The 25,579-nt window shown below is 64.3% G+C and carries 27 protein-coding genes; 9 read left to right on the top strand and 18 right to left on the bottom strand.

The features are described from left to right. The first annotated feature begins 62 nt into the window (after positions 1 to 62). The 9 genes from ACQR1B_RS26595 to ACQR1B_RS26555 are packed head-to-tail and all read left to right on the top strand — an operon-like array spanning position 63 to position 9,210. Positions 63 to 1,016, top strand: a complete 954-nt coding sequence (locus ACQR1B_RS26595; protein WP_434835026.1) for an ABC transporter permease — start codon at positions 63 to 65, stop codon at positions 1,014 to 1,016. A 9-nt stretch (positions 1,017 to 1,025) separates the two neighbouring features. Further along, entirely contained in the window at positions 1,026 to 1,931 is a 906-nt protein-coding gene (locus tag ACQR1B_RS26590) for an ABC transporter permease (protein WP_434835025.1), read from the top strand. Next, complete coding sequence (locus ACQR1B_RS26585; protein ID WP_434835024.1) at positions 1,928 to 3,046, top strand: ABC transporter ATP-binding protein; 1,119 nt, start codon at positions 1,928 to 1,930, stop codon at positions 3,044 to 3,046. The genes ACQR1B_RS26590 and ACQR1B_RS26585 overlap by 4 nt, the downstream gene beginning before the upstream one ends. After that, positions 3,043 to 4,083 (top strand): ABC transporter ATP-binding protein, encoded by a 1,041-nt coding sequence (locus tag ACQR1B_RS26580; RefSeq protein ID WP_434835023.1) that lies wholly within the window; start codon positions 3,043 to 3,045, stop codon positions 4,081 to 4,083. The genes ACQR1B_RS26585 and ACQR1B_RS26580 overlap by 4 nt, the downstream gene beginning before the upstream one ends. A 4-nt stretch (positions 4,084 to 4,087) precedes the next feature. Next, on the top strand, positions 4,088 to 5,536 hold the full coding sequence (locus ACQR1B_RS26575; RefSeq protein WP_434835022.1) for an amidase: 1,449 nt from the start codon (positions 4,088 to 4,090) through the stop codon (positions 5,534 to 5,536). 11 nt (positions 5,537 to 5,547) lie between these two features. Beyond that, a complete protein-coding gene (locus ACQR1B_RS26570) occupies positions 5,548 to 6,966 on the top strand; it encodes an amidase (protein ID WP_434835021.1) in 1,419 nt (472 codons plus the stop codon). Between the two features lie 17 nt (positions 6,967 to 6,983). After that, a complete protein-coding gene (locus ACQR1B_RS26565; RefSeq protein WP_434835020.1) occupies positions 6,984 to 7,181 on the top strand; it encodes a hypothetical protein in 198 nt (65 codons plus the stop codon). Then, positions 7,178 to 8,515 carry an amidase gene (locus tag ACQR1B_RS26560; protein ID WP_434835019.1) on the top strand — a complete coding sequence of 446 codons (1,338 nt, stop codon included), beginning with the start codon at positions 7,178 to 7,180 and terminating at the stop codon, positions 8,513 to 8,515. The genes ACQR1B_RS26565 and ACQR1B_RS26560 overlap by 4 nt, the downstream gene beginning before the upstream one ends. Before the next feature lie 32 nt (positions 8,516 to 8,547). Continuing rightward, on the top strand, positions 8,548 to 9,210 hold the full coding sequence (locus ACQR1B_RS26555; protein WP_434835018.1) for an isochorismatase family protein: 663 nt from the start codon (positions 8,548 to 8,550) through the stop codon (positions 9,208 to 9,210). An 83-nt stretch (positions 9,211 to 9,293) separates the two neighbouring features. Here the strand turns inward: ACQR1B_RS26555 and ACQR1B_RS26550 are convergent, their stop codons facing one another. The 18 genes from ACQR1B_RS26550 to nhaA form a co-directional block, all read right to left on the bottom strand. Continuing rightward, positions 9,294 to 9,716, bottom strand: coding sequence for a HutP family protein (locus tag ACQR1B_RS26550; protein WP_434835017.1), 423 nt, complete (start codon positions 9,714 to 9,716; stop codon positions 9,294 to 9,296). 294 nt (positions 9,717 to 10,010) lie between these two features. After that, positions 10,011 to 10,523 (bottom strand): biotin transporter BioY, encoded by a 513-nt coding sequence (locus ACQR1B_RS26545; protein WP_434835016.1) that lies wholly within the window; start codon positions 10,521 to 10,523, stop codon positions 10,011 to 10,013. 59 nt (positions 10,524 to 10,582) lie between these two features. Further along, the gene (locus tag ACQR1B_RS26540) at positions 10,583 to 11,245 is read right to left on the bottom strand and encodes an energy-coupling factor transporter transmembrane component T family protein (RefSeq protein WP_434835015.1); all 663 of its coding nucleotides are present in this window, start codon (positions 11,243 to 11,245) and stop codon (positions 10,583 to 10,585) included. Between the two features lie 68 nt (positions 11,246 to 11,313). Then, entirely contained in the window at positions 11,314 to 12,081 is a 768-nt protein-coding gene (locus ACQR1B_RS26535) for an energy-coupling factor ABC transporter ATP-binding protein (protein WP_434835014.1), read from the bottom strand. Between the two features lie 96 nt (positions 12,082 to 12,177). Then, positions 12,178 to 12,942 (bottom strand): malonate transporter subunit MadM, encoded by a 765-nt coding sequence (madM, locus tag ACQR1B_RS26530; protein ID WP_434835013.1) that lies wholly within the window; start codon positions 12,940 to 12,942, stop codon positions 12,178 to 12,180. A gap of 14 nt (positions 12,943 to 12,956) precedes the next feature. Then, entirely contained in the window at positions 12,957 to 13,391 is a 435-nt protein-coding gene (gene madL, locus ACQR1B_RS26525) for a malonate transporter subunit MadL (protein WP_434835012.1), read from the bottom strand. 141 nt (positions 13,392 to 13,532) lie between these two features. Beyond that, positions 13,533 to 13,742 carry a biotin/lipoyl-containing protein gene (locus ACQR1B_RS26520; protein WP_434835011.1) on the bottom strand — a complete coding sequence of 70 codons (210 nt, stop codon included), beginning with the start codon at positions 13,740 to 13,742 and terminating at the stop codon, positions 13,533 to 13,535. A gap of 1 nt (position 13,743) precedes the next feature. Further along, positions 13,744 to 14,547 carry a malonate decarboxylase holo-[acyl-carrier-protein] synthase gene (mdcG, locus tag ACQR1B_RS26515; RefSeq protein WP_434835010.1) on the bottom strand — a complete coding sequence of 268 codons (804 nt, stop codon included), beginning with the start codon at positions 14,545 to 14,547 and terminating at the stop codon, positions 13,744 to 13,746. A 5-nt stretch (positions 14,548 to 14,552) separates the two neighbouring features. After that, positions 14,553 to 15,650 carry an acyl carrier protein gene (locus ACQR1B_RS26510; RefSeq protein WP_434835009.1) on the bottom strand — a complete coding sequence of 366 codons (1,098 nt, stop codon included), beginning with the start codon at positions 15,648 to 15,650 and terminating at the stop codon, positions 14,553 to 14,555. A 21-nt stretch (positions 15,651 to 15,671) separates the two neighbouring features. Further along, positions 15,672 to 16,556, bottom strand: a complete 885-nt coding sequence (gene mdcE, locus ACQR1B_RS26505) for a biotin-independent malonate decarboxylase subunit gamma (RefSeq protein ID WP_434835008.1) — start codon at positions 16,554 to 16,556, stop codon at positions 15,672 to 15,674. A 13-nt stretch (positions 16,557 to 16,569) separates the two neighbouring features. Beyond that, on the bottom strand, positions 16,570 to 17,526 hold the full coding sequence (locus tag ACQR1B_RS26500; RefSeq protein ID WP_434835007.1) for a biotin-independent malonate decarboxylase subunit beta: 957 nt from the start codon (positions 17,524 to 17,526) through the stop codon (positions 16,570 to 16,572). Positions 17,527 to 17,541: 15 nt separating this feature from the next. After that, positions 17,542 to 17,856, bottom strand: a complete 315-nt coding sequence (gene mdcC / locus ACQR1B_RS26495) for a malonate decarboxylase acyl carrier protein (RefSeq protein ID WP_434835006.1) — start codon at positions 17,854 to 17,856, stop codon at positions 17,542 to 17,544. A gap of 13 nt (positions 17,857 to 17,869) precedes the next feature. Next, positions 17,870 to 19,534 carry a malonate decarboxylase subunit alpha gene (gene mdcA / locus ACQR1B_RS26490; protein WP_434835005.1) on the bottom strand — a complete coding sequence of 555 codons (1,665 nt, stop codon included), beginning with the start codon at positions 19,532 to 19,534 and terminating at the stop codon, positions 17,870 to 17,872. A gap of 4 nt (positions 19,535 to 19,538) precedes the next feature. After that, entirely contained in the window at positions 19,539 to 20,396 is an 858-nt protein-coding gene (locus ACQR1B_RS26485) for a biotin--[acetyl-CoA-carboxylase] ligase (protein WP_434835004.1), read from the bottom strand. A 28-nt stretch (positions 20,397 to 20,424) separates the two neighbouring features. Next, complete coding sequence (gene madB / locus ACQR1B_RS26480; protein ID WP_434835003.1) at positions 20,425 to 21,639, bottom strand: Na+-transporting malonate decarboxylase, carboxybiotin decarboxylase subunit; 1,215 nt, start codon at positions 21,637 to 21,639, stop codon at positions 20,425 to 20,427. A 19-nt stretch (positions 21,640 to 21,658) separates the two neighbouring features. Beyond that, positions 21,659 to 21,784 carry a hypothetical protein gene (locus ACQR1B_RS26475; protein WP_434835002.1) on the bottom strand — a complete coding sequence of 42 codons (126 nt, stop codon included), beginning with the start codon at positions 21,782 to 21,784 and terminating at the stop codon, positions 21,659 to 21,661. Further along, the gene (gene mdcB, locus ACQR1B_RS26470) at positions 21,781 to 22,743 is read right to left on the bottom strand and encodes a triphosphoribosyl-dephospho-CoA synthase MdcB (protein WP_434835001.1); all 963 of its coding nucleotides are present in this window, start codon (positions 22,741 to 22,743) and stop codon (positions 21,781 to 21,783) included. Before mdcB ends, ACQR1B_RS26475 begins: the two co-directional genes overlap by 4 nt. Positions 22,744 to 23,519: 776 nt before the next feature. Further along, complete coding sequence (nhaA, locus tag ACQR1B_RS26465; RefSeq protein ID WP_434835000.1) at positions 23,520 to 24,860, bottom strand: Na+/H+ antiporter NhaA; 1,341 nt, start codon at positions 24,858 to 24,860, stop codon at positions 23,520 to 23,522. Positions 24,861 to 25,579: the final 719 nt, after the last annotated feature.

The following is a 25,579-nucleotide window of genomic DNA, read 5'->3' as shown; positions in this document are numbered from 1 at the left end:
CTGCAAGCGACATGCGACGCGGCGGCCAGCAACTCCGCCGCGTCCCTGACCGGGGCTTAGCCATGCTGATCTACATCCTGCGACGTATCCTCTACACCCTGCCGATCGCCATGGGCGTATCGCTCGTCTGCTTCGCCCTCGTCCATTTGGCACCGGGGGATCCCTTGAGCGCGATCACGCCGGAGGGCGCTTCGCCGCAGGTCGTCGAGGAGATCCGCCACGCCTACGGCTTCGATCGCTCGCTGCCGGTGCAGTACTTCAAATGGCTCGAACATGTCGCGACCGGCGACTTCGGCACTTCGATCATGACGCGGCGCACGGTCGTGAGCGAAGTGATGCCCGCCGTCGCCAACACGATGATCCTGGCGGCCGCCGCCGTGATCTTCGGCTTCGCCTTCGGCTGCATCGCCGGCGTCGTCGCCGGCTACACGGCCGGAACGGTGAAGGATCGGGCGGTCACCGGCATCGCCGTCGCCGGAGTCTCCATCCCGCATTATTGGCTCGGCATGGTGCTGATCGTGATCTTCGCGGTCAATCTCAATCTGCTGCCGGCGACCGGAATGGGCGAAGGCGGCTCCGGCGGTTTCGGCTGGGACTGGGCGAGCCTCTCCCATCTTATCCTGCCGGCGCTGACGCTCTCGGTCATTCCCGCCGGCATCATCGCGCGGGCCGTGCGCGGCACGGTCGCCGAGGTCCGCAAGCAGGACTTCGTCCAGACCCTGTACGCCAAGGGCCTGCCGGGCCGACGCGTGTTCGTGCACATCGTCAAGAACGCGATGCCGACTGTTCTGGCGATCATGGGGCTGCAGCTCGCGCAGCTTCTGGGCGGCTCGATCCTGGTCGAGACCGTGTTCTCCTGGCCCGGCACCGGCTTCCTGTTGAACAACGCGATCTTCACCCGCGACCTGCCGGTGCTGCAGGGCACGATCCTGGTGCTGTCGCTGTTCTTCGTGCTGATCAACCTGGTGGTCGATATCGCGCAGAGCACCTTCGATCCCCGTATCAAGCGGGCCTGAGGAAGCAGGATGACCGATCAGAGCCTTCATCTCGCCGTCGCCACATCCCGTCCGGCCAAAGGGCGTCGCCCGCCCTCGCGCAGCTACTGGCACAATGTCGTGCGACGGCTGGCGCGCGATCCCGTGACCATGGTCTGCTTCGTCCTGTTGCTGCTCATCATCCTGTCGGCGATCCTGGCGCCCTGGCTGGCGCCCTATGATCCCTACAAGACCAGCATGGCGCGGCGGCTGATCGCGCCGGGCCATGCCCGCTACTGGCTTGGAACCGACGAGCTCGGCCGCGACCTGCTGTCACGCCTGCTCTATGGCGGCCGGCTCTCTCTGTTCATGGGATTCACGCCGGTGATCCTCGCCACCATGATCGGCGGCGGCCTTGGTGTCATTGCCGGCTATGTCGGCGGTGCCCTCAACATGGCCATCATGCGCATCATCGACGTGTTCTACGCCTTTCCGTCGGTGCTGCTGGCAGTCGCCATCTCCGGAATTCTCGGCGCCGGCATGGTCAATGCGATCGTGTCGCTGGTGCTGGTGTTCGTGCCGCCGATCGCGCGCATCGCCGAGAGCGTGACGACACAGGTGCGGACCCAGGACTTCGTCGATGCCGCCCGCGCCACCGGCGCTTCCAACTGGCTGATCGTGAAGGATCACGTCATTCCCAACGTGACTGGCCCCATCCTGTCCTACGCATCGAGCCTGATCAGCGTCGCCATCGTCCTGGCCTCGGGCCTGTCGTTCCTGGGGCTTGGCGTCGTACCGCCGGAAGCCGAGTGGGGATCGATGCTCAACACGCTGCGCCAGTCCATCTACGTCGCGCCTCTCAATTCCATCCTGCCCGGCGTGATGATCTTCGTCACCTCGATGTGCCTCAACCTCATGAGCGACGGTCTGCGCAGCGCGATGGATGTCAAGCAATGAGCACGTCGAAACCGGCAATCAGCGTCATGACCATGGACGAAGATCCGCGCGACCGCGGCGGCCCCGCTCAGCCGATGCTGATCGTCGAGGGGTTGAAGAAGCATTTCCCCGTCCGCGGCGGACTGCTGGGAAAGGCAAAGGCTTGGGTCCAGGCCGTCGACGGCGTCGACTTCGCCGTGGCCAAGGGCGAGACGCTCGGCATCGTCGGCGAGTCCGGTTGCGGCAAGTCGACCACCGCACGTCTGTTGATGCATCTGATCGCGCCCGACGCCGGATCGATCGTGTTCGACGGCGAGGAAGTCGGCCCCGGCGTGCGCCAGCTCAGCCTGCGCGAGTTGCGTCACCAGATGCAGATGGTGTTCCAGGATTCTCATTCGTCGCTGAACCCGCGGCTGACCGTCCTGGAGTCGATCGTGTTTGGGCTGAAAGCCCGCGGCTTTGCGATGTCGGAAGGTCGGACGCGCGCCGCCAGCATGCTGCGGATGGTCGGGCTCGATCCCGAGACCTTCGCGCAACGTTATCCGCACGAGCTTTCGGGCGGTCAGCGTCAACGTGTCAACATTGCCCGCGCCCTGACCATGGGACCACGCCTCGTCATCCTCGACGAGGCCGTCTCGGCGCTCGACAAATCCGTCGAGGCCCAGGTGCTGAACCTGTTGCGCGAACTCAAGGCCAAGTTGGAGCTGACCTACATCTTCATCTCGCACGATCTCAATGTCGTGCAGTATGTCAGCGACCGCGTGCTGGTGATGTATCTCGGCCGCCCGGTCGAGATCGGTCCGGTCGACGCCATCTACGCCGCGCCCAAGCACCCGTATACGCGCGCGCTGCTGGCCTCGCGGCCGAGCCACGATCCGCGCCGGCGTGTCACCGTGCCGCCCCTGAGCGGTGACCCGCCCAACCCGATCAACCCGCCATCCGGCTGCAGGTTTCGCACCCGCTGCCCGTTTGCCGAGGCTGTCTGCGCGGCCAGCGAGCCGAGCCTGCTGCCGCGCGCGCCGATCGGAGCGACGAGGGGGCATCCGGTCGCGTGCCATATCCACGACGCCGCGTCCGGCCATAGCGGAGCCGGCAGGATCGCCGCGAGCGGCGCGCAGATTGGGAGGAGTGCATGACGATCGCCGCGGCCCCTTCTGCACCGTCGGCAACGGCCGTGCCGTTGCTTCAGGTCGACGATCTCGGCGTGCGCTTCTCGTCGCGCGATCTCGATATCAGCGTGGTGAACGGCGTGTCGTTCTCGCTCGATCGCGGCCAGGTGCTGTGTCTTCTCGGCGAATCCGGCTCCGGCAAGAGCGTGACCCTGCGCGCCCTGATGCGGCTGTTTCCGGAGACCGCTCGCCTGTCGGGCAGGATCGTCATCGATGGCGTCGATGTGCTGGCGCTGCCGCCGCACGAGATGCGCAAGGTCCGCGGTGGGCTGGTATCGATGATCTTCCAGGAGCCGATGACCGCCTTCGATCCCGTCTTCACCATCGGGACGCAGATCGCCGAGACCATCGTCCATCACGACGGCGTCTCCTATCGCGATGCCGGAAGGCGTGCGCTCGAATTGCTCGAACTCGTTCAGGTGCCGTCGGCAAAGCGCAGGCTCGCGGCCTATCCGCATGAGTTGTCCGGCGGCCTGCGCCAGCGCGCCATGATCGCCCTCGCACTCGCCTGCCGTCCCAAGCTGCTGCTGGCCGACGAACCGACCACCGCGCTCGATGCCACCGTGCAGATCCAGGTGCTGCTGCTGCTGCGCGAGCTTCAGCGTGAGCTCGGCATGGCAACCATCTTCGTCACGCATGATCTCGGCGTCGCCTGCGAGATCGCGGACCGGGTCGCCGTGATGTATGCCGGCCGCTTCGTCGAGACCGGCGCCATCGCCGACATCATGGACCATCCCAGCCACCCCTATACCCAGGGTCTGTTGCGCTCGACGGTCCATGGCGGCATGCGCGGCGAGGCCCTCGATCCCATCCCCGGCGCGCCGCCGGATCTGGCCGACCTGCCGCCGGGCTGCAGTTTCGCGCCGCGCTGCGCGGCGGCGCGGGAGGTCTGCGTCAGCGGCCCTCCGGATCTGTTTCCATCCGGCCCCGGCCAAGCTGCGCGCTGTCTGCAATATCAGCCGGGGCTGCGCTTCGACGCGACGCCCGCGCTCAAGGCGAGCTAGCGGCATGGACCAGCTGGTCACACAAGCGACCGACCGTGCGCGTCCGCTGTGGTCGCTCACGATCACCGAGGCGTCACATCGGATCGCCTCAAGGACCCTGTCGCCGGTCGATCTGGTCGAAGCCTTTCTCGGACGGATCGACGAGGTCGATGGACGCATCCACAGCTTCATCCACGTCGACGCGGCAGGCGCACGCCGGGCGGCGCGGCGCGCCGCCGACGAGTTGCGCCTGGGCCGTTGGCGCGGGCCGCTGCACGGCATCCCGTTCGGCATCAAGGACAACTACGATGCCGCGGGCCTGCCGGCTTCGGCCAACAGCCGCGCGCGACTGGGCCGCATCGCCGATCGGGACGCGACCATCGTCGCGCGCCTGAGGCGCGCCGGCGCCATCCTGCTCGGCAAGCTCAACAGCTGGGAATACGGCACCGGCAATGGCGGCGAATACCACGACACGCCGTTTCCGACGGCGCGCAACCCGTGGGACGTCGCGCGCTTTGCCGGCGGCTCTTCCACCGGTGCGGGCGCAGCGGTCGCGGCAGGCACCGTCATGTTCGCGCTCGGCTCCGATACCACGGGCTCGGTCCGATTGCCGGCGGCCGCCTGCGGTGTCCTGGGACTCAAGCCGACGCCCGGCCGTGTCAGCCGCGCCGGCATCCTGCCGAACTGCTATTCCCTCGACGTGGCCGGCAGCTTCACCTGGACTGCGGCCGATGCCGCGCTGGTGCTGACCGCGATTGCCGGCGAGGATGCCGACGATCCGACCACCGATGCCGTGGTGGTGCCGAACTACACCCGTGATCTCGGCACCGGCGTCGCCGGCATGCGCATCGCGGTGGTCGACAAGGTCGGACCTCTCATGCCCGAGCCGGATGCCCCGATGCGCGAGGCGTTGGCGGCTGGGCTCGACGTGCTGAAGAAGCTGGGCTGCATCCTGGTCGAGACCGAGCTGCCGGTCCCGGTCGCCGATTGCTACGCCGTCAGCCGCTTCATCGGACCGCCGGAGTCGGCGGCGATCCATGAAGCCGAATATCGCGACAGGCCCGAACAGCTCGGCTTCGCGCTGCGCGACAAGCTGCATTCGGGCTCGATGGTGCGGGCCGTCGACTACATCGCCGCGCAGCGCGGCCGCCGCGTCATCGCCGAGGTCATGGACGATTTCCTGAGCGGCTATGACGCACTGGTCACGTTCGGCGCGCATCACGTCGCACCGCGATTGGGCGTCGAGCCGGAGATGACGAATTTCACGGCGCACTCCGCGATGACGCCGTTCAATCTCTCGTCCCATCCCGCATTGGTGCAATGCACGGGCTTCGACCGCAGCGGATTGCCGCTGCATTGGCAGATCGTCGGCAACCGTTTCGACGAAGCCACTCTGCTGCGGCTCGCCGCCGCCTACGAGGCCGCCACCGATTGGCGGGCGACGCGCGCGCAACTGAACGGAACAGACACGTGAACAGAATGACGATGGACACAGTTTCCGATGCGAGGCCTTTGCATTTCCTGTCAGTCACGGAGGCGAGCCGTCTGATCCAGACGCGGGCGCTGTCGCCGATCGATTTGGTCGAGGCGTTCCTTGCGCGCATCGACGCCGTCGATGGCCGCATCCACAGCTACATCACGGTGCTGGCCGCGCGCGCACGCCGGGCGGCCGAACAGGCCGATGCAGAGATTGCCGCGGGCCGCTGGAAAGGCCCGCTCCACGGCATCCCCTTCGCGGTCAAGGACAACTACCACGTCGCCGGGGTTCCGACGACGGGCGGCTCACGGCTGATGGCAGACCATGTCGCCGACGACACCTCCACCATCGTCGGCAGGCTCGAACAGGCCGGCGCCATCCTGCTCGGCAAGCTCAACACCTGGGAGTACGGCACCGGCAACGGGCAGATCTATCACGACCTGCCTTACGAGGTGGCGCGCAACCCCTGGGACCTCGCGCGCTTCACCGGAGGATCCTCGACCGGCGCGGGTGCTGCGGTCGCGGCGGGCACGGCGATGTTCGCGCTCGGCTCCGACACTGGCGGGTCGATCCGCCTGCCCGCAGCGGCCTGCGGCCTGCAGGGGTTCAAGCCGACCTTCGGCCGCGTCAGCCGCGCCGGCTGCATCCCGAACTGCTGGTCGCTCGACCACACCGGCCCGCTGTGCTGGACCGTCGAGGACAGCGCCATCGTGCTGCAGGCGATCGCAGGTCACGACCGCCGCGACCCGACGAGCGCCAGGATCGAGGTGCCGGACTATCGGCAATTCCTGCATCAAGGCGTCAGGGGTCTCGTCATCGGCATCGTGCGCGATCTCGGCCCCGAGGGCGCTGCGCTCGACGCGGCCAATGCGACTGCGATCGAAGCCGCCGCCAAGGTGCTCGAGGCGCAAGGTGCCATCATCCGCGACGTCAGGCTGCCGGCGCCGCTGACGCATTACCGCGACGCTTCAAAGATCATCAACTGGTCGGAGTCGCTGTCGATCCACGAGCAGGATTTCACCGAGCGCCACCATTTGATGGGTCAGGCGCTGCGCGAGAAGATGATGTCGGGCTTCATGGTGCGCGCCGTCGACTACATCGCAGCCCTGCGGCTGCGCAAATCCCTCGCCAAGGCCACCGACGCGCTGGTTCGCTCCTGCGACGCGCTGCTGCTCGCCAACGCCTTCCATATCGCCCCACGCTTCGACGAGCCGGAGACCGTTCCGTTGTTCACCAGCGATACCGCGTGTTCGGTGTTCAACATGACCGGCCATCCGGCGCTTGCGGTGTGCACCGGCTTCGATCCCGCGGGCGTGCCGCTGAATGCCCAGATCGTCGGACGCTATTTCGACGAGACGACCATCCTGCGCGTGGCGCAGGCGTTCGAGCGCGCGACGCCGTGGCGGGATCGCCGTCCCCATCTTTGATCAGAACCGAGGACCCTATGAACGACGTCCCCCCAACCAGCATCGCCGAGATCGAGGCGTTCGCCCGCCGGCACGGCCTCACGACTTTGACACCGGAGCACCTTGCCCGCATGGCGGAGCTCGCCGACAAGGTCGCCGCGACCGCGCGTGCGCTGCCCCGCATGCCCTCCAAGGAGGACGAGCCGGCGCATGGTTTCCGGGTGCCGCAGTCATGAGCGCATCCGATTCATCGAGGCGCGAGCCTTGCTTTCTCACCGCAGCCGAGGCGGCCGCGGCGATCCGCGCCGGCACGCTGACCAGCGAGGCGCTGGTGCGGTCCTGCCTTGAGCGCATCGAGGCGCGCGATCCCATCGTCAAGGCCTGGCTTCATGTCGACAAGGCCAAGGCGATCGCAACCGCCCGCGAACGCGACAAATATCCGGATCATGGTCCGCTGCATGGCCTGCCCTTCGGCGTCAAGGACATGATCGACACCGCCGACATGCCGACCACCTACAATTCGAACTGCTATTGGCAGCATCGCCCGGCAAAGGACGCCGCCTGCGTCGCGGTCGCGCGCCATTCCGGTGCGGTGATCCTCGGCAAGACGGATACGGTCGAATTCGCCGCAGCCGGCCGTAAGGCCGCGACCCGCAACCCCTATCACCTCGGCCACACGCCGGGCGGATCGTCGTCGGGCTCGGGCGCGGCGGTCGGCGACTGGCAGGTCCCGCTGGCGTTCGGCACCCAGACCGGCGGCTCGCATATTCGTCCCGCATCCTTCAACGGTATCTACGGACTCAAGCCGACCTGGGGCGTCGTCAGCCGCGAAGGCGCCAAGCAATACTCCACCATGCTCGATACGATCGGCTGGTATGGCCGCTCGGTGGCCGATCTGTCGCTGGTGGCAAAGGCGTTCCACATCGCCGACATCGCGTGCGATGAGACGATCGATGTCAGCGGGCTCAAGGTCGCGCTGTGCAAGACGCCGTACTGGGACACGGCGGAAGCCGGCACCCACAAGGCGTTTCAGCTCGCGGCGGAGCGCCTGGTGAAGGCCGGCGCACGGGTCACCGATCTCACCCTCTCCACGTCGTTCGGCGGCATGTATGACGCGCAGACGACCGTGATGTTCGGCGAAGGCCGCGCATCGTTTCTCAGCGAGCATTTGGTGCACGGGCCTGCGCTGCATCAAGACTTCACCGACCGCGCGCTGAACAGCCGCAACATCACGCCCGCTGAGCTGGTCGCCGCCTATGATCTCGCCGCCGCCTGCCGCAAGGAGTTCGACAGCCTGTTCGGCGATATCGATGTCGTGCTGACGCCGGCCTCGACCGGCGAGGCTCCGGAGGGACTGCACACCACGGGCGATCACGTCTTCAACGCAATGTGGACGCTATTGCACGTGCCGTGCCTTGCGATCCCCTGCACCTTCGGTGCGAAGGGCCTGCCCGTCGGGATCCAGATCGTCGGCCCTCGCTTCTCCGACGCCAAGCTGATGCGCATCGCAGCCGCCATCGCTCCGCTCATCGACGTCGAGAGCAAGCACGTCACCGAGCGTGCGGCTTGATCCCCGCACGCGTTCCAAAGGACACGCCCAAGATGGACGAACTCGACACGATCCTGGCAAAGACCTTCGATCTGGACACCGAGGTCTACCACCGGCGCGGCTTCAAGCGCCGGGTCGGCTATGGCGCCAAACCGGCGCTGCTCGTCATCGACATGGCCAATGGCTGGACCCAGCCGGGCTCACCGTTTGCCTGCGACGGCATGAACAGCGTGATCCCGGCGATCCGCGAGCTGCTCGATGTGTTTCGCGACAAAAAGCTGCCGGTCGTCTTCACGTCGACGGCCTATGATGTGACCGAAGGGCCGAACACCGACATGGGCCTCTGGCATCTGAAAGTCCCGATCGAGACCATGAAGACGGGCAGTTGGGAGGCCGAGATCGATAGCCGCCTGCAGCCGGCGGATGGCGAATTCGTGCTGATCAAGAAGCGGGCCAGCGCGTTCCATGGCACGCACCTCTCCAGCATGCTGAAGGCCATGGGCGTCGACACCGTCATCGCCACCGGCGTCACGGCCTCCTGCTGCGTCCGTCATTCGGTGGAGGACGCCATCGCCGAGGGCTTCCGGCCCATCGTGCCGCGCGAATGCGTCGGCGATCGCGTTGCCGGCGTCGTCGCCTGGAACCTGTTCGACATCGACGCCAAGTTCGGCGACGTCGAACCGCTCGCCGACGTCCTGGCGCAGATCAAGGCGTAAGAATGTTCGAGACCCGAACCGGAAGCTTGGTCGGCGCCTTCATGCCGTCGCTAACGCTGCAGATGCAGCTCAACGAATTGCGATCACAAGTGCATCACACCGAGACCGACTCGCTCGTGATTGGTTTCGGGCAAGAACGCCGACTCGCCGTAAGCCGCCACGACCACCCAATGCGCATCGGCAAGGATGACAACCTTCACTTTCAGGCTGCTGTCGCCAGGCACGTTTGGGACCAGCCCGCTGAGGGCCTCGAGACCGGCATGAATCAGTGCGTGAGTCGGCCCTGATCGATCCTCGATCGTGCCATTCTTCAGAGCAGCATTGAGGATGCTCCGCGGGAACGTCTTGTTGATGTCAGTTTTGCGACCGCTCACCCAGGTTACAGAAAACTTGTAGCCTCCGTTGCTTGCGATCTGCGCCTTGAGCCTCGCTTCCTCTTCCTCCGACGACATGGCAAGGATCATCGCGACCTTGCCGATCCGATTGGCACTCAGCTCCAACTGCATCAGGCTCTTCCTCGTCAAGCGCGCAACGTCGCGGACACCGGGGCGTGCGACGACGCTACGGTCAACCCGCTCCGCACGACTCGCGGAAGCCTTCTAGCATATCTCGTTTTTAGGTCTGCATTTTGTGGATTGCTCCCGGTTTCTGAGCCTGGATCAATTCTCACTCCGAATTGGCCGACGACGCAGATGGACGGTCATGGCCTGCTCTCCCGCCGACCGCGCGAGCGCGATCCGCGCCTTGGGAAGTTCAAGACCTGGCATCTCAGAGCCTTGGTATCTCAGCGACATGGCATCTCAGAGCCTTGGCAAGGTGAGCATCCCCTCGACCCGCTGCACCACCACGACCACCAGCACGGCCTTGATCAGATCGCCCGGCACGAACGCCAGCGAGCCGAGCATCGCGGTGGTCACGTTGATATGGCTTGCCGCCGCCAGCCATAGAATACCGCCGAGATGGACCACCATGATGCCGCCGACGATATTGGCGGCGAGATAGGCGATGCCGCGCACGAGCGGCCGCTGCAATGTTTCCGCTTGGATCGCCAGGATACCGGTGCAATAGGCCGCGGGCACCCAGGCCAGCATATAGCCGGCGGTTGGTCCGGCGAAGACCGCGAGTCCGCCGCGCCCGCCCGCCAGCACGGGCAGACCGGCCGCGACGAGCGTTAAAAATGTCAGGCAGGCCAACGCGCCGCGTTTCGGACCAAACATCAGGCCCACCAGCATCACGCCGAGCGACTGCAGCGTGATCGGCACCGGCAACACACCGATTGCGATCGGCGGAATGGCTCCCAGCGACGCAATCACACCGGCGCCGAGACCGACAAGGGCAAGATCGCGTGTGCCGAAGCTGGCGGTTTGTGACATCATGGACCATCATCTCCTTTGTTTCCGGCGTCGAATTCGAGAATCAGGCCGACGCCAAGTGCCGGATCGCAATGGATTGCATCGGCCCGAACGCGAGTTCCGGCAACATTCGGACATCGAATTTCCGAACGTGGCGGCGGCCCTCGCAGGTCGATCGCGTCGGCCAGCTCCTGCGCACGCAAAATGATCTTCACGACCAACGGGACCGCCAGAGCCACGATCGAGCGGTCGAGGCCTCGGACGATCTGGGCTTCGCGGATTGCAGCGACCTCGTCCATGATCAACGGCACGAAGCGGATCGCCAATGTCAGCGTCAGGCCGGCCCGCTCAGCGTTGAGCAGCCCGATCCATTCCGCGGGTCGCAGCGCTGTCTCGATCGCGGCCGTCATCGCCGACACCGTCGAACTCGCCGCCACGGCGTGGGCGAGGCCAATGAGGATCAGCAAGCGCGCCATGTCGAGGACCGCCGATTCCGGGCCAAGGCTCGCGCACTCGAAAAGACCGATGCAACCGACGATGACCGTCGGACCCTTGAGACTGCTCCACAGGGCGCGCGCCGCGACGCCGGTCAAAAGCAGTGCAGCGCCCGCCAACGCCGCTCCGCCCGCAAGCATCAAGGGATCGTGGAAGAAAGCAAGACCGGCTCCCAATCCTGCAAGCACGGCGAGTTTCCACCCGACCGGAACAGCCGCAAGGGGTGCCGAAGCGATCCATCGTCCCACGGCCCCGGTCACCGACAAAGATCCCGATAGCGCGCGATCGCCTCAGCCGGTGTCGCATCGACGATGACCCGGCCGGCATCGATCACCAGCACACGATCGAAATCATCGATCAGTTCCAGATCGTGGGTCACGACGATCGCCTGCTCGGACATGCGGGCGAGCAACCGGCGAAAGCGGTTTCGATTGGCGAGATCGAGCTGCGAGGTCGGTTCGTCGAACAGGATCGTCCGCGGCGCACGCGTCAGCACGCCGGCCAGAGCGACCAGTTGACGCTCGCCTCCCGACAATTCGTGGCACCGCCGCGCAGCCAGATGCGCGATGCCAAGCCGAGCAAGACTGGCCTCGATGCGGGCAGCGGCCATCTCTTTCGAGAGTCCCCTCGCCTTCAGGCCGAAGGCGAGATCCTCCTGGACGATCGGATACACGATCTGATTGTCGGGCGTCTGAAACAGAAAGCCGGTGCGGTCACGGACTCCGGCGGCGTCGCGCCGCGGATCGAGGCCGCTGACCGTAATTTTTCCATGCGACGGGGCGATCAATCCAATCATCAGGCGCAGCAACGTCGATTTGCCGCAGCCGTTCTGACCGAGGATGCCCACACGGCGCTCGTCGATCCCGAAATCGACTCCTCGAAGAACCTCGTGACCGTTCCAGGTCAAAGACACGTCGGAAAACACGATCGCCTGCGGATCCACGTTCGGGAGCGGACTTCCTGGCACCGGCGCCGCCGCGGACGGACTTGCGACGTCACGGCGACCGATCGAAAGGATTCCCATGGCGGCCTCACAGAGCAACGGTCACTTTCAGCACGGGTGATGCAGTCGATCGGCCGCGGCGAACCCAATCCCCGCGGCCGATCTTCCTTGAGCGTGTCAGCCAAAGATGACCTTCATGACGAGGTACATCACCGACGGGCACACCAGACAGCCAAAGCCGGTGTAGAAGGTGGCCGTCAAAGCGCCATAGGGCACAAGACGGACGTCGGTGGCGGCAAGGCCCGCGGCCGTGCCGCTGGTGGTCCCCATCAGACCGCCATAGACCATGGCGGCCGCCGGATTGGTCAAGCCGAACGGCTTGGCCAGGAACGGCGTCAGGATCATCACCGCGATCGACTTCACGACGCCGGCGGCGATCGCCAGCGCGATCACATCCGAGGACGCTCCGATCGCCGAACCGGTCACCGGACCGACGATGAACGTGACCGCGCCAGCTCCGATCGTGGTGAGAGAGACGGTGTCACGATAGCCAAACCCGTAGGCAACCGCGACTCCCACGATGAATGCCAATGCGGTGCCGATGATCAGCGACAGGACGCCCGCAGCTCCGGCCTTCTTCAATTCCTCGAGTCGGACGCCATAGGCCGTGGAAACGATGCAGAAGTCGCGCAGCATCGCCCCGCCCATCAGCGCAAAGCCGGCAAACAGCGGGATGTCCGCGATGCCCTTCTTGCCGCCGGTCGTGATGCCGCCGTAATAGGCCACCGCCAGGCCGACGAGGATCGCCACCGCGGATCCGTGAATGCGGTTCTTGGTGATGTGCTTGGAGAACGCGTAGCACAGCCACGTCAGCAGACCGACGACGACGAACGCGAAGACCAGCTGACGCGTACCGAATAGTTCGTTGATAAAGTAGCTCATTTCGCTTTTCCTGATCAGGCCTTGGCAACCTTCGCGAGCGAAACCGGCTTGGACGCCGGAGCCGCCTCAGTCTCTTCGCCGAACGTCGACGTTGCTGCCCCCGCCCAAGCCGATAGCGGACGGATCAACGCAAAGCAGACGAACACCGACGCGATTCCGGCGATCGCGGCGATAAGACCGCCGGACAATGCGGCGGCCACGTTCTGGGTCGCGGCCATCGCGATCACGACCGGGATGTACATCGCGTTCCAGAACATGATGCCGTCTTCGGAAGCCTTCGGAAACCAGCCCTTCTTCTTCAACCAGGGGGTCACGAACACCAGCAGCAGCATGGCGAAGCCAACGCCGCCGATATCCCCCGAGATGTGAAGCATCATGCCAAGCCCGAGGCCGATCGACGTGCCGACGAACATGCAGAGCCCCAGGACCATCACACCATAGATGACCATTTCAAGTACTCCCCACTGAGTGCGGCCGATTCAACCCGTGCGTCGGTCACGATCTCAGGTATCGTTTCAAGATTCACGCCCGAGCCAACTCGTGCGCGGCGAAAGTCCGGCGGCCTGCGGCGCAGGCCGCCGGACAGGCTGTCATTCGACCACGGCGATCAGAGCGCCGGGCTTGACGCGGTCGCCCGCGGCGACCGCAATCGACTTCACCGTGCCGTCGACCGGGCACACCAACGGACTCTTCATTTTCATGGCTTCCAGTACGGCGATCGTCGTGCCCGCCTTGATCACGTCGCCGACGGCAACATCGATGGATTCGACCTTGCTGGGCATTTTCGCTTTGAGATCCATTTCAACTCTCCTTGCTTGTGATGAACTCGTCCGACGCGGACGAGCATTGGTATTGGTCCAGGGCGCGCACGACGGCGGCCTTGTCCAACAGCTGCAAGCCGTCGATACCGCGGCCGAGAACCGTGGTGGTGGACGACATGAGTTCGCTGAGCTTGATGCCGAGATCATTCGGCAGGGTCACTTCGACGTCGAATTTGCGCCGGTGTTGATCGCGCAGCTCGACGAGCCCGTCGTAGAGGCCGCGCAGCGCGGCGCAGTTCGCCGGGCGAACGACCGCATCGATGTCGGAGGACGGTTCCAGATAAGGAAGACCGGTGAGGACCTGCAACGCAGCGGAGCCGAACAGCCCGAGCGCGATGCCGTGCCTGTTGCACAGTGCACGAAGCCCAAGCAGCGCCGGCGCGCCTTCCGACGCGGTCGCCGGCAGCATTCTCGCCACATCGTAAGGCGAGTGCGCCCTCGCGATCCTGTCCGGCGGCAGCGCAAATGACGCGCGAACCCTCACCCCGTCATGGCGAAACGGAAATGACACGCCGAGCTGCACATGATCGCTCGGCAGCGGGCCTTTCGGCGCGCAGACAATTCCCGGCACGGCTTCGTCTGCAAACATCCGGCTGACCCGCGATTGCAGCGCCGGCAAGCGGAACGGTTCGGGCAACCCGCGACACACGATCTCCGCGGACCGAAGGCGCTCCTCCGGCGAGAACTCCACCATGGTGTGCCGTAGCCGCAGCATCACCGGCGACTCCCGTTGCGATAGCATCTGCATCTGCGTCATCTCCTGGACCATGGCGTTGCCGCGCACGACACTCACCGCTTCTTGTGCCAAACCGGATCGGTCTTGGAGTTCGACTGGACCTCGGCCTGGGCTTTGACCAGATCGTCGAAAGCCTGCGTCTTCGCGGGTCCTGTGATGAGAAGTTGTTGATCGTCGGCCTGCGCAGCGCCGATCCCAGGGACGAGCCGCAGCTCCGTGGCAGCACAGCCGGTCTGCAGCTTCTGCGAGACCTTCACCACGCGGCTCTTGATGCGCAGGATCGTGCGTGCAGCACGCTCCACCGTCTCACGCGAAGCGACAGTGGTCTTCTCGACCACGACCTCGTATTCCGGATAGGTGCGACGGCGGCGGTAGGTGATGATCTTTCCCGTGGGATCGCAGACATGCCCCGTTTCGGAGACCGGGAAGCTGTCGCCCATCGGCAGCCCTCCGACGACGAGCTCGCTGTAGCCATCGCCCGCCGGCGACGGCAGCAGCGACAGGTCGTCACGCACCGGCCTGCCGTCGAGCGTCAGCCAGCCGAATTCCTGACAACCATAGAGGTCGTGGACACGGTAGCCTTGCGGCGCCACCTCGGTCAGGAGATCGAGATCAAGCGGCGTTCCCGCCACCACGACCCGGCAGGACTCCGGCAGATCCGCGGTCAAGCCGAGCTGCTTGGCTTCCGCCAGGCTGGCGCGGATGAAGGAGGATTCCCCGAGCACGATGTCCGGGCGCGCGCGGCAGAACGCCGCGATGAACGCCGCACGGCTCGATCGCTCGAGGAAGAACCATTCGATGCCGCAGCGATTCAGTGCCTCCTTCGAGAACACGTTTACGAGCGGCGGATAGGTCACGAACATCCGGTCGCCCGGCTTGGCGCCGATCCCCGCCATGACCCGCCGGGTGGCTTCGCAGCGTGCTTCGATTTCGGTGTGAGCGACGCCGACGATGTTCTGAAAGGCCGACGATCCGGTGGTGAACGTCACGTAAGCCAGGTTGAAGGGGGTGTGGATCTCTTCGATCACATGCGCCGCCGTGGGGCCGGAGATGCCCTTCGCCGCGAGATCGCGGCGCGGCATTTCGGCAAAGGTGGGCGCCGTATCGAAGGCGTCGGCCGCAGCTTTGTAGAGATCGAGTGCTTGTGACATGATCCACTCCCCCTTCATCACTTACCCGGCCTGCGGCCGGTAACGCTCCTGCACAGCCGCGAACTCCGACTTCAGGCAGTCCAGGACGAGCGGCCGCACCCTGCGGCCACCGCGTGTCGCGCCGAGCTTGCCACGACCACGCGGACCGACCGCGCAGAGGCCTGCAGCCTTGGTCTGCCGGATTTCATCGACGTGCTTGATGATCGCGGCTCGCATCGCCGGAATTTCGGAGACGAGCTCCTCGACGCCGCCGAGCTGATAGAAGAACGACGGTCCGGCTGCGAACACCGGGTTGCTCTTGGACAGTTCCTCGAGCGTCTCGATGTCCTTCTTGATGATCCGCGATACCGACGTGATCGGCATCACGTGGATCATGGTCTGGAATTTGGCGTCCAATGACAGGATGCGATCGGCCTGCAACCCGTGACAGAGGAAGGCCCCGGAGATCGCGCGCCCGATCACCATGGCGACGATCGGATGACCGGCGAGGCGCGCCTCCGCGAGCGCAAGTTGATAGGCGCCGGTCGCCTTGTTCATCCCGAAGATCTCTTCGACCTTGCCGGGACCATTGCCGGGAGTGTCGACGATGAGGACGATCGCACGCTTCTCCGCCGCAGGCTTGCTCACATCGGCCTTGATGGTGGCATAGACGGCCTGCGCCATCTTGTAGCCCTCCTCCATGCCGATGATACCGGAGTACACGACGGGAAACTTCTCGTTGAAGGCCTCGGCGTCGGACGCGATGACCGTGACCAGCGCGCCATCGAGCTTGGCCTCGCCAACCACCGCGCCCGGACCGAACGTCGGGTCGCCAAACTGCATCGCTCCGACATTGTCCTGAACGAAGCTGTCCGCATCGACGATCAGATCGACCGCGGCGCGGCCTTTACCTAATAGAGTGTCCATGTTCGTCTCCTGATCACAGCGCCAAGCGCTTCACGGTCTTGCGGAAATCCGCGAGCGGGCCATCGGCAAGGCCGACGGGGTCGTTGTTGCCCGCATGGCGCCAGACATCGCGGGCGTCCGTCGGCGCGATCTCGACCGCGAGTGCCACCCCGCGCAGCTGTTTCTCCACCAGGGCTTCCGACCCGATGCGGCGCAGCGGCTCGAACTCCTCGATGGACAGCCTGGTCAACTCCGTCAGTTGGGCGCGGAACGACGCGACCGTGTCGTCGACCAGGAAATTGCAGTCGCCCATCACGTATTTGTGGCGGCCGCCGGTGGTGCGATAGACGAGCGCCCGGTTCGAACTGTCGAACTCGTCCTTGCCCATCTCTTGCTCGATCACTTCCGGACCGGTCAGGCCGAGTCGGCCGAACTCGCTCATGATGATCGCGTCGGTCGACGCAGCGACGAAGCCCATGCCGCCGAAGCAGCCGATGCGCGAACCGATCAAGGCAACGATCGGCACCTTGTGACGAGCTCGCTGAATCGCATCCATGACTTCGGCATGCGCCAGCAAGCCGGCATTGGCCTCGTGCAGGCGCACACCACCGGTCTCGAACGAGATCGCCACGATCGGCCTCTGCGAGGCCGGCAATTCCGGGAATTCTGCAATCAGCGTCTCGTAGAACTCGATCGCCTGATCGATAGTCCCGACCATCTTGGCGCCGCTGACTTCGCCGACCGAGCCGCCGATGAAGCGGCCTTCTTGCGATATCACGAACACCGGGCGCTTGCCGATGCGGCCGACGCCGACGACGACCCCGTCGTCAAACTCCACCGCTTCGCCGAGCGTGGCCAGATGCGGACTGTAGAGCCGGTCGATGGGCCCCACCAGTTCGACGAAGCTGCCTTCGTCGACCAGCCCGATGGCACGTTCGCGGGCGTTGCTCTCCAGGAAGGAGTTGGTCTGTATCTTGTTCCAGTTGGGCATGATGATCCTCGTTGATCAGGCCGACGCTTCGGCAAGCGCCTGACGCAGCCGCATGGCAACCACGGCCGGGGAGGCGTTGTTGTCGTTGATTTCGATGAGCGTGTCGGTGAGGCCCGACTCCACGGCGAAATGGGTGATGACCCGCCGCCACAGGTCGTTGAAGCCTCTCACCGGCGTCACGACGCGCACCTCGATCAGGCCCGCCTTGTCGATCGGCGAGAGCAGGACTTCGAGATCGCCGGAGCCGACGACGCCGTTGTGCACCGGGCCCGTGATACGCCGCGGCTTGCCCGTGGCATGGAGTTCGAATTCGATCGTTTGAAGAGACATGTCTTCCCCCTGATCACCAGTTGCGGAAACGTGTCGGCGGGTTGTAGAGCCCACCGGAAATGTCGACGAGGTCGCGCATCGAGCGCGCGGCGAGCAGGTCGCGATTGGCGCGAGCCCGATCGATTCCGAGATCTTCAGGTGTCTGGACGATCCTGTCTTCGCGCAGCTTCTTCGTTTCCGCCGGATCTGCCAGAAGCCCGATCTCGGTGTATCCGGCCACTGCGCGGATCGCCGCCATGCGGGTTTCCATGTTGGGCGCGCGGTTGAGGTAAGCGATGCCTTCCTCGGTGATGATGTGGGTAACGTCGTCGCCGTAGATCATGACAGGCGGCAGGTCGAGCTTGGCGTTCTCGGCAAGCTTCCAGGCGTCGAGCTTGTCGACAAAGCTCGGCGCGCGGGCTTCACCGAACGTTTCGACGCCCTGCACCACGAGGCGCTTGCCCCGCGGCATGTCGCCGATCGCGTCATGCATGTTCGGAACTTCCCTGCCGCATTTCAGCCAGCTGTCGGTGACGTGGCGGCGCCCCTTCGAGTCACAGCCCATGTTCGGTGCTCCGCCGAAACCGGCGACGCGGTTGGCCGTCGCGGTCGACGAGTTGCCGAACTTGTCGATCTGCAGCGTGCCGCCGATGAACATGTCGAGCGCGTAGTGACCGGCGGTCTGCGCGAATGCGCGATTGGAGCGCAGCGATCCATCGGGACCGGTGAAGAACACGTCTGAGCGGGCGCGGACGTATTCTTCCATGCCCAACTCGCCGCCGAAGCAGTGAATGGTGTCCACCCAGCCGGCTTCAATCGCCGGGATCATCGTCGGATGCGGGTTGAGCACCATGTGCGTGCAGCACTCGCCCTTCAGCCCCAATTCCTCGCCATAGGTCGGCAGGATCAGCTCGATGGCCGACGTCAGGAAGCCGATGCCGTGGTTGATCCGCTTGACCTTGTATTCGCCGTAGATGCCCTTGAGCGCCATCATCGCGAGCAGGATATGGTTGTCGGTCACCAGGCCGGGATCGCGCGTGAACAGCGGCTCGATGAAGAACGGCTTCGGGCTCTCGACGACGGCGTCCACCCAGCCGGCCGGGATGTCGACCCGCGGCAGCTTGTCGACAATCTTGTTGACCTGGGCAATGACGATGCCCTGACGGAACTTGGTGGCTTCGACGATGACCGGCGTGTCTTCGGTGTTGAAGCCGGTGTAGAGATTGCCCTCACGATCCGCCTCATAGGCGCAGATCAGCGAAACCCGCGGCGTCAGATCCAGGAAGTACCGGCCGAACAATTCGAGGTAGGTGTGAATTGCACCGAGCTCGATCTTTCCCTCGCGAATGAACTTGGCAACGCGCGCGGCCTGCGGCCCGCCGAATGCGAAATCGAGGCGTTTGGCGATGCCCTTCTCGAACATGTCCAGATGCGAGGCCAGCGGCACGCATGACTGCACCATGTGCAGATTGTTGATCTCCGCCGGATCGACCTGCAGCAGACAATCGGCGAGAAAGTCGGCCTGCTTCTGGTTGTTGCCCTCGATGTTGACGCGATCGAAGGATCGGATCACCGACTTCAGCAACGCGACGGTGTCTTCCTTCTTCACCTGCTTGCCGGGCCCGATGTAGCGGGCCGCAGCCTCCAGTCGCTGGCGCGTATCCAATGCCAGCGCGTTCCATTTGCGTTCAGTCTTCATGAGCTTACACCCGTGTGCTTGATGGAAATGTTGGTTGGGGCTCCCCGGCCGACGGGATGCCCGTGGCGATTTCGCCGGAGTGAACGAGGCGGGTGGCCCCCGTCTCGTCGAGAACGCGCAAAGCCCCATCGTCGGCCAGGCCGATGAGTCGGGCCGTGATCGGTTCGTCGCCGTCGGTGATCTGAACCAACTGGCCGAGCTGTTCGGCATGCCGCGTCCAGGCGCCCGCGAACGATGCCACGCCGACGCTTTCCCAAAGCGGCAGCCATGCGTTGAGAGCATCGAGGAAGCTGTCGAGGATCCCGATCGGATCGACCCGCCGGTTCGTCAACGTCGTGAGTGACGTCGCCGTCTCGCTCAGTTCGACTGGGAAGTCGGCCTGCCCGATTGCGACGTTCAGGCCGAACCCCAGCACGACGAAGTCCAGATCACCACTCGCTGAGGTATGAGCTTCAGCGAGAATGCCGCAGATCTTGCGGCCAGCGACCAGCAGGTCGTTCGGCCATTTGATACCCGCGGCAATTGCTGTTTGAACCGAGATGGCCTCCCACAGCGCCACGGCGCCGAGCAGCGTCAGTTGCGGGACCTCGTGGACAGGACGACTGGTCCGGATCAGCACGGAAACACAGAGGCTGCCGGAGGGCCTGGAAAACCAGGCCCGGGCACCTTTGCCGCGACCACGGGTCTGATGGTCGGCGACAAGGACCGTGCCATGGGCGGCGCCGGCCTTGCCGAGATCGATCAGACCCCGGTTCGTGCTGTCGATTTCGGCGACATGAAGAATGGTCCGACCAATGCCATTGGTCCTTTCGGCGGCACCGAGGCGGAGCGCGTTTGGGATGATGTCAGTGAATCGGACCATGACTTTTCTCCAGGTGTCGATCGGCGGGTCAGTGCGGCGCCACGAGCGAGATCGTGGAGGCGAAGATGCCGACCGCGATCGCAGAGACGATCACGCCGCAGATGTTGGCGCCCATCGCCACCGGGAAGATCATCGCGTACGGATTCTCCTCGGCCGCGATCTTCTGGGCGAGCTTGGCGGTCGTCGGCACGCAGGACACGCCGGCGATGCCCACCATCGGATTGAACACCTTCTTGCTGAGCAGATAGACGATCCACCCGCCAAGCAGGCCGCCGAGGCCGGAGATCAACAGCGCGGTCACGCCGAGCACCAGCAGGATGAGCACGCGACCGTCGAGCAGGGTCGAGGCTTCGCACAGCACGCCGAGCACCAGACCGAGGATCAAGGTCGACATGTAGGTGATCGTCTTCTCGAGCAGGTCCTGATAGACCTCGATCTGAGCTTCCTTGATCGCAACGCCGAGGAAGAATGACAGGATCAGCGGCGAGGCAACCGGCAGCAGGAGACACAGCAGCGCGGCTGCGACGATGGTGAAGGTGAACTTCGCCTTCTGCGACACGTCCGGGAATTCCATCTCCGAGTCCATGCCCCGATACTTCTTCGGGACCAGAAGCTTCATCAGATACGGATAGCCGGCGTAGGTCAGCGACAGATACAGATAGGCGATGATCGAGATCGGAACGAACAGGTTCTTGGCCAGCATCAGCGAGGCGAACAGCACCATCGGGCCGTCTGCGCCGCCGATCGAACCGACCGCCGCCGCCTCACCCGGCGTCAGGCCGCAGTAATAGCCGATCGCCAGAGTGGCGAAGGTGCCCATTTCCGCGAAGATGGCGCAGGTCATCGCCGCCCAGGGACGGGCGAGAATGAAGGAGATGTCCGACATCGCGCCGATGCCGAAGAACAACATGCAGGCCACGAGCGAGTTCGAGAACGCGAAATTGTAGACCGGCTGCAGGAAGTAGATCTGCATTTCGTTGACCAGCTTGACCGGGTCCGAGATCATCGGATCCAGCATCAACGTGCCGATATGATTGCCCTCGAGGAACATGACGCCGGCGTTGACGCACATCATGGCGACGCCCATCGGCACCATGATCAGCGGCTCCAGCGTTCGCTTGAAGCCGAGATAGGCCAGGAAGAACCCGGCGACCATCAGGAAGACGCGGGCAAAGGCGATCGATGGTTCTTGCACGAACATCGTCGCGATGCCCGGAAAGATCGTGAATAGTTGTTGAAGCATCTCGGTGGGTCCCGTTCGTTCAGGCGTTTTCGGTGGTGTCGGCGCCGCCGAGCAGCTTGCTCAGCGTGACGATGACCCCAATCACCGCATATGAGATCGCGGCGGTGAGCGCGTAGGCCATCAGCGAATAGACGATGACGTTCATTGATAGTCTCCAGTCATGTGAAGTGTTTCGAACGCGCGCGTGGCGGACGATGGGAAGGATCGCTGCTCGATGAGGTGGACGGCGACGGTCACCGCGAGCAGATCCGCGGCGCCGCCGGCGCTGATGCGACGGGCGACGCATTCAGCATCGAAAGCGTGGATCCGATCGATGCCGGCGCCGGTCAGCGCGCCGCCGAGGTCGCGGATACGCCGTGCTTCCCGCTGCACGAAAGCGAGCGCATCGGGCCCGCCGCGCCACAGCACCGTCGAGTCCTCCGCCTCGGCGATCAGGCTGATCAGCGTGTGAACAAGAGATCGATTGAGGCCGAGCCCGGCGTCGATGGCGGAGCGCAGCGTCGGCAAACCGTGAGCGGCGACCGTCGGAAACCCATCCTCGACCTCGCCGCGAATGCCGCGCGTGCCGCAGCGCGCATGGAGCTGTTCGCCAGCGGTTGTTGGAGCGCGCCGGCAATCGATCAGCTCACGCTGGACGATGCCGGCGGTGATGGCGGCCACCTCGGCAAAGATCTGGGCTGAGCCCGGCGCGGCGTCGTCGACCATCGCGCGCCCCGCAGCCGCCGCGGTAATGCCCAACGCAAACAGCGCACCGCGCTGAGTGTTGACCCCGTTCGAGGCCTGCATCAAGAGCGCGTCGTATTGCCGGCCGACCTCGCGAACCTGCGGCAGGACATCGATCGCCTCGCCGCGATGACCAAATCCGATCGACGCGCAGCGAACGAAGCACGGAGCGATGGCCGCAGAGGTCAGCATGAAGGTCTGCTGGTCCATATCGGCATGCGACCCCATCGCTCGCGGCGTCACGAGACCCGGCTTCGGATGAGCAGAAATTTCGAGAAGGATGCCGGTGAGGCAGGCGGACCCGACGGTCCAAGCATGCGAAGCAATCGCATCGCCGAAACATGGCGAGAAGTCTGCGGCGCGAAACGGAGAGCAGTCCATGACAACAATCCCGCCGAGCGGCGATTTCCAAGGCTCACGCCTCAGGAAACATCCGTTCGTGGCACGCCACCTTATCGGATCGTGCCGTCAGCAGAGCGCCATCACGGGGTCGCAGTCACTTGGCGAAACCTTCCACGACACGTACCCGATCACTTGGAGCTTCGGGTTGGCGGGAAGATGCGGAGTGGTCGATCACTAGTCGCTAGACTGACCTCCTCGACCCGGACAATCAGCCTGGGCTCGCTATGCCACCGCGATAAAACGAGGTCAATGTCGCCGAGGCTCACTACGCAATCATACGTAGGTCGGTCGAAATACATGCTTCTGTTTGATCTGGCGCAAACTCATCAAAGCATCGGACGACTATACTACAAGTTCGGCTGTCATGAGGCGGCTGAGGACATGATGACGGATCCGCTCTTTGTCACAGTGACGGTGGCTTACGATCCGGCCCGTCGGCAGCACGAATGGCAATGTTGCTGACCTATCTCTGAGCATCTCCGACATTTTTGATTTTCGGAATTAGTCACGGAGAAACGCGGTAAAAACGGGTCTGAACGAACAGAACCGCCGCCGACCGGCTCGCGCTGACTTCGCCCTTTTCACAATTTGAGATTGTCGCGACGTCACGTGGGCGGCTCACAGACACCGCCTTGATTCGTGGCGGCGGATCATCACCACGGCAACGTCGGCGCAATCAGACTCCAAACTGAGCCGCAGGCCAGAACGGCGAGCGCAGCGGCTCGAACTCGGACGGGATCAGTCCGTGAGCTGCGTCACTGACGTCTGACGTAGACGATTCCCCAGGCGAGCCCGAGCGTGGCGGCGATGGACGACCCGAGAAGGACGCCCTGTTTCGCCGCCTGCAGCAACTCTTGGCCGGAAAATGCGAGCATGGATGTGAAGAACGACATCGTGAACCCGACGCCCGCAAGAAGGCCGATCAGGCAAACGCCTCCCGGCGAAATACCAGGAGCGAGGCGGCACCAGCCGGTTCGCACCGCAAGCCAAGTGGCGCCGACGACCCCAACCGGCTTACCAACGACCAGGGCCAGCGCGATGCTCGTCATCAGCGGACGGCCATCCGCGGCGAGTTCTGCGCCGTTCAAACTGACACCTGCATTCGTCAACGCAAAGATCGGCATGACGCCGTAGGCCACCCAGGGGCGCATCGCCATCTGCACCCGCGACACCGGCGACAATATCTCGCGGTGAGCAACGCGAAGGTCGCGCAGATGCTGCTGCAATAGCTGCAAGTCCGACGCTTCGGCGACACCGCCACTTTGCAAATGCGCGATAGCTCTCGACGCAGACTCAAGGAGCGGCTCTCGCATCGCCCTTGCCCGGGCCGGCGTCATGAACGCAAGAACCACACCGGCAAGGGCCGGATGGATTCCAGCGATCAGAAACCCGATCCAGATCAGAACGCCTGATGTCACGTAGAGCAACGCAAAGCCGATGCTGATACGCCGAAGGCCAATCGCCGCGAGAATGCCGATCGAGGCAAGGCCGAAGCCGCCTAACTGGAGATCGGGGGTGTAGAAAACGGCGATGATCAGAACCCCGATGACGTCGTCGACTGTTGCCAGAGTGAGCAGGAACACGCGAACATTCACCGGAATCCTTCGTCCGAGCAGCGCGAGAACTCCGACAGCAAAGGCAATGTCCGTCGCGGTAGGCACTGCCCAGCCCTGCCGATGGGCGGGGTCGCTGTTCAGACTTAGATAGATGAGCGCTGGGATGACGACACCACCGATTGCGGCGATCATCGGCAGGATGGCCTGGTCGAAACGGCTCAGTGAGCCTTCATGAACTTCGCGCCGGATTTCCACGCCGACGACGAGGAAGAAGATCGTCATCAGCACGTCGTTGACCCAGAAATGCAGCGATCGGGAGAAAACATGATCTCCGAAGCCGACTGCGAAGGGCACGTTCCAAAACGCGTGATAGCCGTGGGCGAACGGTGAGTTGGCCCAGATCAACGCGGCTGCGGTCGCAACGAGCAACATGACACCGCTGACGGCCTCGCCGTGTAGTAGCCGACGCAGTCTCGTGAGGACCTTTTCCGTCAGCGGTCGGGCTTGCGACAGGTCGTCGAATGGTGGGCTCTCGGCCATCGTCACACGCTATCCGCGTGGCGGCCCGACCATCGCTCGACCTGTCACCGCAAAATGTAGTGAACACCCGAACGCCCTTATACCTCGTCGCGTCGGCGGTTCAAGCTCGGAGGTTCCGAGCAATGGGCAACGACAGGCTTGCTCTCGCCGAGAGACACGTTCCGAAACCATCACTCTGAACAGCACTATGTCCGCGCACAATTCGACGATGCGATCGGCGTAACGAACCTGCAATGGTTGCGAGACAAGGAAAGCTTGCGCGATAGTGCGTCCTTGCGCAGCAAACTCGTGGACCGCTGACGTCGATCCGAATCTTCAAGGAGCTGAACGACCGTCGCTACGACGGCATTTGCGATGCCGCGTCGCTACGGCAGACTGGAGTGTGAAGCGGCCGTTGCCTTGCAGGTAAACCGAAACGGCGACGCAACGGACTCCGTCAACACGCAGAAGCAGCGCGACGATCCATCCGCCAAGCCCGATCGGGTCCCCTGCCCGTCAGACCTTGCGCTGAACCGAAAACGGCAGAAAGTCGTTCGCCGCTCTAGGCCGCAACGTGATCGAGCCGGAGATGGACCACCCCAAAATGCCAGCGCACTGCATCGCAAAGACAGACCGGGAACCGCTCGGCATGAGTGGCATGGACGAATCGTGACGTCCGGTCAGAGCCACTCGCTGATGACATCCGACGGCCTTCCGATCGGAACGGCGCAGGACATCTA

The organism is Bradyrhizobium oligotrophicum, from assembly GCF_051168495.1.
GTDB lineage: Bacteria > Pseudomonadota > Alphaproteobacteria > Rhizobiales > Xanthobacteraceae > Bradyrhizobium > Bradyrhizobium oligotrophicum_A.
The sequence above is the reverse complement of the archived record's forward strand: the minus strand, read 5'-3'. Positions and strand labels throughout refer to the sequence as shown.